Annotated in this window: 7 protein-coding genes and 1 pseudogene; all 8 read left to right on the top strand. The window is 66.4% G+C overall.

The annotated features are described in order from the left end of the window. Positions 1 to 264 (top strand): annotated as a pseudogene (locus ACIRF9_RS52360) (ParA family protein); the annotation flags it as partial. Further along, complete coding sequence (locus ACIRF9_RS52355; RefSeq protein ID WP_403837709.1) at positions 261 to 1064, top strand: hypothetical protein; 804 nt, start codon at positions 261 to 263, stop codon at positions 1062 to 1064. The pseudogene ACIRF9_RS52360 and the gene ACIRF9_RS52355, both read left to right, overlap by 4 nt. 126 nt (positions 1065 to 1190) lie before the next feature. Next, positions 1191 to 1502 (top strand): hypothetical protein, encoded by a 312-nt coding sequence (locus tag ACIRF9_RS52350; protein ID WP_403837708.1) that lies wholly within the window; start codon positions 1191 to 1193, stop codon positions 1500 to 1502. Between the two features lie 163 nt (positions 1503 to 1665). Beyond that, positions 1666 to 1881 carry a hypothetical protein gene (locus ACIRF9_RS52345; protein WP_403837706.1) on the top strand — a complete coding sequence of 72 codons (216 nt, stop codon included), beginning with the start codon at positions 1666 to 1668 and terminating at the stop codon, positions 1879 to 1881. A 269-nt stretch (positions 1882 to 2150) separates the two neighbouring features. Then, positions 2151 to 2612 carry a transposase family protein gene (locus tag ACIRF9_RS52340; RefSeq protein WP_403837704.1) on the top strand — a complete coding sequence of 154 codons (462 nt, stop codon included), beginning with the start codon at positions 2151 to 2153 and terminating at the stop codon, positions 2610 to 2612. Positions 2613 to 2751: 139 nt separating this feature from the next. After that, positions 2752 to 2934 (top strand): hypothetical protein, encoded by a 183-nt coding sequence (locus ACIRF9_RS52335; RefSeq protein ID WP_403837702.1) that lies wholly within the window; start codon positions 2752 to 2754, stop codon positions 2932 to 2934. A 528-nt stretch (positions 2935 to 3462) separates the two neighbouring features. Beyond that, positions 3463 to 3648 carry a hypothetical protein gene (locus ACIRF9_RS52330; protein WP_403837701.1) on the top strand — a complete coding sequence of 62 codons (186 nt, stop codon included), beginning with the start codon at positions 3463 to 3465 and terminating at the stop codon, positions 3646 to 3648. A gap of 812 nt (positions 3649 to 4460) precedes the next feature. Continuing rightward, positions 4461 to 5018, top strand: a complete 558-nt coding sequence (locus ACIRF9_RS52325) for a hypothetical protein (protein WP_403837699.1) — start codon at positions 4461 to 4463, stop codon at positions 5016 to 5018. The last annotated feature ends 87 nt before the right edge of the window (positions 5019 to 5105 follow it).

The raw sequence follows: 5105 nt of genomic DNA, 5'->3' as shown, positions 1-5105 counted from the left end.
CGCGCCGCCGCCCGCAACGAACACGGCGTCACCGCCCACGTCGTCATGGTCAAGGCCGACGACCGCACCAGCCTGCCCCGCAACGCGAAGGACAAACTCCTCGACCCCGACCAGGGCGAGGGCATCGGCCCCGACCGCGACGAGGCCTTCCCGCTCGCCGACACCACCATCCACTCCTGGGTCCACTACATGGAGGCCTTCGGCGAGATCCCCACCGAACTGAGCGAGTACGCCAAGCTCATGAAGGAGCTGACCACGGCATGACCGACAAGAACGAGAAGCTGAAGCCCCCGGCCCGCCGCGCCGGTCGCACCCTCGGCGGCGGGGCCAAGAAAGCGGCCCCGCCGCCCCCTCCCCCAGCTGCCGAGCTCACCCCCGAGCAGTACGCCGCCGAACAGACCGCCACCAGCGACGAAGGCCATCTCCCTGCCAGCGAGCCGCAGGCTCGGCCCGCACCTTCTGGCGATCCCACCAAGGCATCGGCACAGGGCCGAACCAAGGCGGTGCCCGAGGTCACACAGGTCTCCGCCCAGCCGACGGCCGAGGCGCCGAGCGGCTCCGTGCCGGAGCCGGTGGAGCGGCAGGTGCCGCCCGTGGTCCCGGCTTACGAACCTGCAGCTCCTGCGATGCGGTCGGCGCAGGCAAGCGACCCCGCTGCGCGACACGACCTGTCCCACATCACGTCCGCGGTTCCTGATATGGCCCCGGCCGCCGAGGTGGCGGTTCGCCCTGCAGCTTCTGCGGTCGCAGGCGGTACCGCGTTCCCGGTGAGGACCGATGGTCCGGGATCCCCCCAAGAGCAGTACGGGCACCCCGAGGCAGCACCCAGCGAGGGAACCCCGTGGGCTCACGGTCCCGGCCGCCCCAAGGACATCCCCGAGACGGCCGTGATCCTCAACCAACGCATCATCACGCGCGAGAGCCTCGACTCGTCAGTTCCCGCCGCGCTGAAGCTGAAGAAGCGGATCAAGCGCTTCGCGCTGGACAACGAACTCGATCACCTGCCCATCGGCGACATCGTCTCGGTCGCCCTGGACGAATGGCTCACCGCACGCGGCTTCTGACACGGCACACATCTCGCAGGGTGTCCGCGAACGCTCAGCTCGTTCGCGGACACCCGTCCCACCGACTATTCCACTAGTCGACTAGGCGGCTAGCTAGTCGACTAGTGGACCGGACCGGAGCACCGTATGCCCGATCTCTCCCACCACGCCCGTCAGCTGCGTGAGCTGGCTGACGCTCTCGACGCGCAATCCGACCTGACCGACGACCCATTGGCGCCTCATCCGGACACATTGGAGGTCATCAATGGTCGCCACACCAGTCGTGGGCAGATCAACTACGCCGTCCCCGACACTCTCCAACTTCAGCGGCGCATCCGCCGGTATCACGCGGACTACGGTGTCCAGCACGGCGACATCGTCGCCATAGCGCTCGACACATTCCTTCGCGCCAAGGGCTACCCACCCGATCTCACCCCACCAAAAGCCGAAGAAAAGTGATCCCACGGCAGCCCCGCTACCCTGCATTCTGGATGAAGTCAGTGACTACTTCCTGCGTTGCCGCACCAGTCTGAGGATGGCCGCGGCGATTGACGTCATTCGATTCGGGCTGCACGGGGATCTGCGGAGATACTCAAGGATTCCAACTCGGTAGCATCGGGGTGTGCCCACGGGACCTTTGCACGACCGCGCCGTCAACAGCATCGTCAACGGTGAACTCACCCAGGAGATCTTCTCCTGCCGGTGCATGATCGGCGAGGAACACATCGAGGGTCCGGACTCGGTTGACTACGAGGAGGGGCCTGAGGACTACTCGTTCGCTGGAGCCGAGGAAATTTGGCTCTCCAGCGGCATGGACGAGGACTACGACTTCCGCTAACGACCTTGGGAGCGGTGGCGGTCGGCCCGTGACGTGAGAGGGGCCGCATGGCTTGGGTGATTTGTGACGCTTTTCTGGGCCCGTGCGGCCTGCTCCCATCCTGCCCTGTCCGGTATCCCCCGTGCACACGTCGGCGAGTTGCTCGAAGAACTCGCACCTGTCATCACACACCCAAGTGGCAGGCCTCACGGGAGTCGGCGCTGCGCGAGCGACGTGGCGGGGACCGGCGCCGCGCTGCAGGGACCGGCCCCCCTTGCAAGCTGGTGTTCGTGGACCGGGTGCTGGTCACGCTGGTGCACCTGCGGCTGGGGCTGCCGCAGGCGGCGCTCGCCGAGTTGTACAGAGTCGACCGCTCCACCGTCTCAGGCGCAATCCGCGAGGTCCGGCCGCTGCTGGCGCGCCGCGGCTTTGCCGTTCCCGAGCCGCCCGGCGTTCGGCTGCGCACGCTGGAGAGGGTGTTCGCCTACGCCAAGGCGGAAGGGGTCAAACTGCGGATCGATGGCACCGAGGTGCAGGTCCGCCGCCCGCGCGCAAGCCATCCGGGCCGCAAGGCGTTCGTGTCCAGCAAGAAGAAGCAGAACACCATCAAGACCACGACCTTCAGCGATGATCAGGGCCGCACCTGTTCAGCGGGGTGGTCCGGCCCGGCCGGATGCACGACCAGACCGCCGTGCACACCGAGGGCATCGCCGAGCAATTCTGCCGGCACCCAAGGTCACGGCCGAGGTTGACGAAGGCTACCGAAGTCTGGCGAACGAGTTCCCCGACCAGGTCATCGCCCCACCGAAGAAGCCGAAGGACGACGCCCCGCTCGGCGAGCACCACGCCTGGCGTGAGCAGCGCCGCCGCCAGTCCTCCGAGCGGATCTGCGTGGAGCACACCACCGCCGAGTACAAGCAGTGGCGGCCCCTGCAGCGATTCACCGGACTGCGCGAGACCTACACCCAGACCCACCTCGCCATCGCCGGACTCGCCTCCGACCGCTCCGCCCGCAGGGCGACCCACCGCAAGCCCAGCTCCGAACTCGTGCTCGCCCGACAGGCCGCCTGCTGATTACCCAACAGCCGCTCCGCCAGGCCAGCACGCCCAGAACTCAGTCGCTCCCAAGGTCGTAGGATGCGGCGATGCCGTGTGGGGACACGGCGGGTGGGGAGAGACCGGACGTGCGCTCGGCGTGGGATTGGGTGAAAAGGGTCTGCGCTGCGGTTGCGCGTGCATTCCAGCTGTTCTGTGCTGTCATGTTTGTGCCGGTGTTCGTGGGTGTCATGGTCCTGGGACTCGTCTGGGATGACCCCGACGAAGCGAAACGGCCAGCGCCAGCCCCAGCTGCGTCGGAAGTGCCCGCCTCCGTGACGCCTGTCGAGTGGACATACCAGGGTTCGGTGTGTGCCGACGGCTGGGTGTCCGCCTCTGTCGGGGAGCGGGGCGCATGCAGCCATCATGGGGGAGTCGCCGGACGCTGGGTAGCAGCGGACGGCACCGAAGTGATCTGTCGGAACTCTCCGCCGCACACTCAAGAACAGGTCGACCGGTCGATGGCCAACTTCGGCCAGATTGTCTGCTGAGTCGGCGACGTGGGCGATGCCGAAGTCCAGCACCGCCAAGGGCATCGTCGTCCTGGCCGTCAGGATCGACAGCATCACGGCCGCCGATCCTGACAGCCGCCGCACCATCAACGGCACGACCCTCAAGCCGGGCGACCCGGTGTACGACACGTGCGAGGGCAGCGGCGCTCTGGTAGCGAAAAGCCAGAACCCGGTCCAGTAGGTCGGCTCTCCGTTCGACAGGACTCTCTGTGTCTGCGGGTGCGGCAGTGAGACACCCTCGGGCCGCAGCTTCATCGCCGGACACGATCAGAGGGCAATTCACGCCCGGATCGCCAAGGTCGGCGACGTCGTTTCGTTCCTCGACTGGTTCGACAGCACAGGACTGACATCAATCGACTCAATCCAGCTCTGGCTGCAGAGAGATCTGCCCTGGTCACACCCGCCACCAGCCGCCCGCGGCCGGACAGTGCACCTAGTGATCTACCGCTCCAAGCGCAAGCGCGGAATCGGCGCAGACGGCTACTCCTACGGTGAGACCGGCCAAAGCGACGCCGCCCAACGGGAGGCGGACAGCCGGTACTGGAAAATACCCGAGGATCGCAGGCCGACCTTGCGCCTGCTCATCGTGGTGGCCGGTGGAGTGGTCTGCCGAATCTGGCCCGCCGATGCCAACGCTGAGTGGATTGAAGAGCCAGGCGGAACCGGGAGAGTCGCCCTGCCTCTCACAGACCGCCCGCTCAACCCCGAAGCAGTCGAGGCGCTCTATCCGAGCCTTGGCATCGCTGTCGGAGACGAACTTCCTGCACACCGAGGACCCATACGGGAATACAGGCTCTGTCGGCGATCTTGTGACGGAGCCGAAAACTTGATCGTCGACAGCTGTTCTTCCTGTACGTCAATCCGCTCCCCACCCGAAGGCACCTGAGCCGCCCCCGCGGGTGTGCACGTAGATCACCTGTAGATTGTGCACCACTCAACAAAAATGTGGCTGCTCTATGAAAATTCGCGGCCGGAACCAAGGGGGCATGGGTCGTGGCGGAGGTTGTGCACATCGCCCTGGATGGTGACGCCGTCGCTATATGCAACGCACCCATAGGACGTGGGGCGCCCCGGGCGGACGAGCCCGAGCAAGCAACCTGCCAGGAGTGCATCGACACGTACGTCGAGGGCTGGGCGGCAGCGCAGGAGGGCCTGCCGACGGGGGTTCCGTCCATGCCCGCGTACGCGCCGTCATCCCGCCGCTCCATGGCCGTACGGTACGTGGCGATGGGCGCTGCTGCCTCACTGGCCGTGGCGGGGATCGTCTACTGGACCACCTCCGGCGGCGGGGGCGGAGGCGGAGCCGTGAACAACAAAATCGCCGTCACGGTGGTCGATTGCTCGCAGACGGTGCTCTCCTATGACGGCGGGCCGATGCTGCCCGCCAGGGTTGCGCAGATCCAGTTCGTGAACGATGCAGACGACACAGAGAGCTTCGCAGCCCAGGTCGACGGCGTGACGCTGCAGGGCCAGGACGGCAATCCGGCGCGATACACCCTCGCACCCCACGACTCAAAGGTCATCAGCTTCCCGATGAACCCGACTAACTGATCGTTTCAGAATGCCGTCCCACGGAGACGCTGGCGGCCCCATGGAACAATCCCTTCAGTCACGGGCTCAGGGGGGATGACGCCGTAT

This window comes from Streptomyces sp. NPDC096132 (assembly GCF_044763345.1).
Classification (GTDB): Bacteria; Actinomycetota; Actinomycetes; order Streptomycetales; family Streptomycetaceae; genus Streptomyces.
The sequence above is the reverse complement of the archived record's forward strand: the minus strand, read 5'-3'. Positions and strand labels throughout refer to the sequence as shown.

Bases quoted from the DNA above. Each gene is read 5' to 3' on its own strand.
- ACIRF9_RS52330 (WP_403837701.1), top strand. From the start codon at position 3,463: ATGCCGAAGTCCAGCACCGCCAAGGGCATCGTCGTCCTGGCCGTCAGG.
- ACIRF9_RS52355 (WP_403837709.1), top strand. From the start codon at position 261: ATGACCGACAAGAACGAGAAGCTGAAGCCCCCGGCCCGCCGCGCCGGT.
- ACIRF9_RS52350 (WP_403837708.1), top strand. From the start codon at position 1,191: ATGCCCGATCTCTCCCACCACGCCCGTCAGCTGCGTGAGCTGGCTGAC.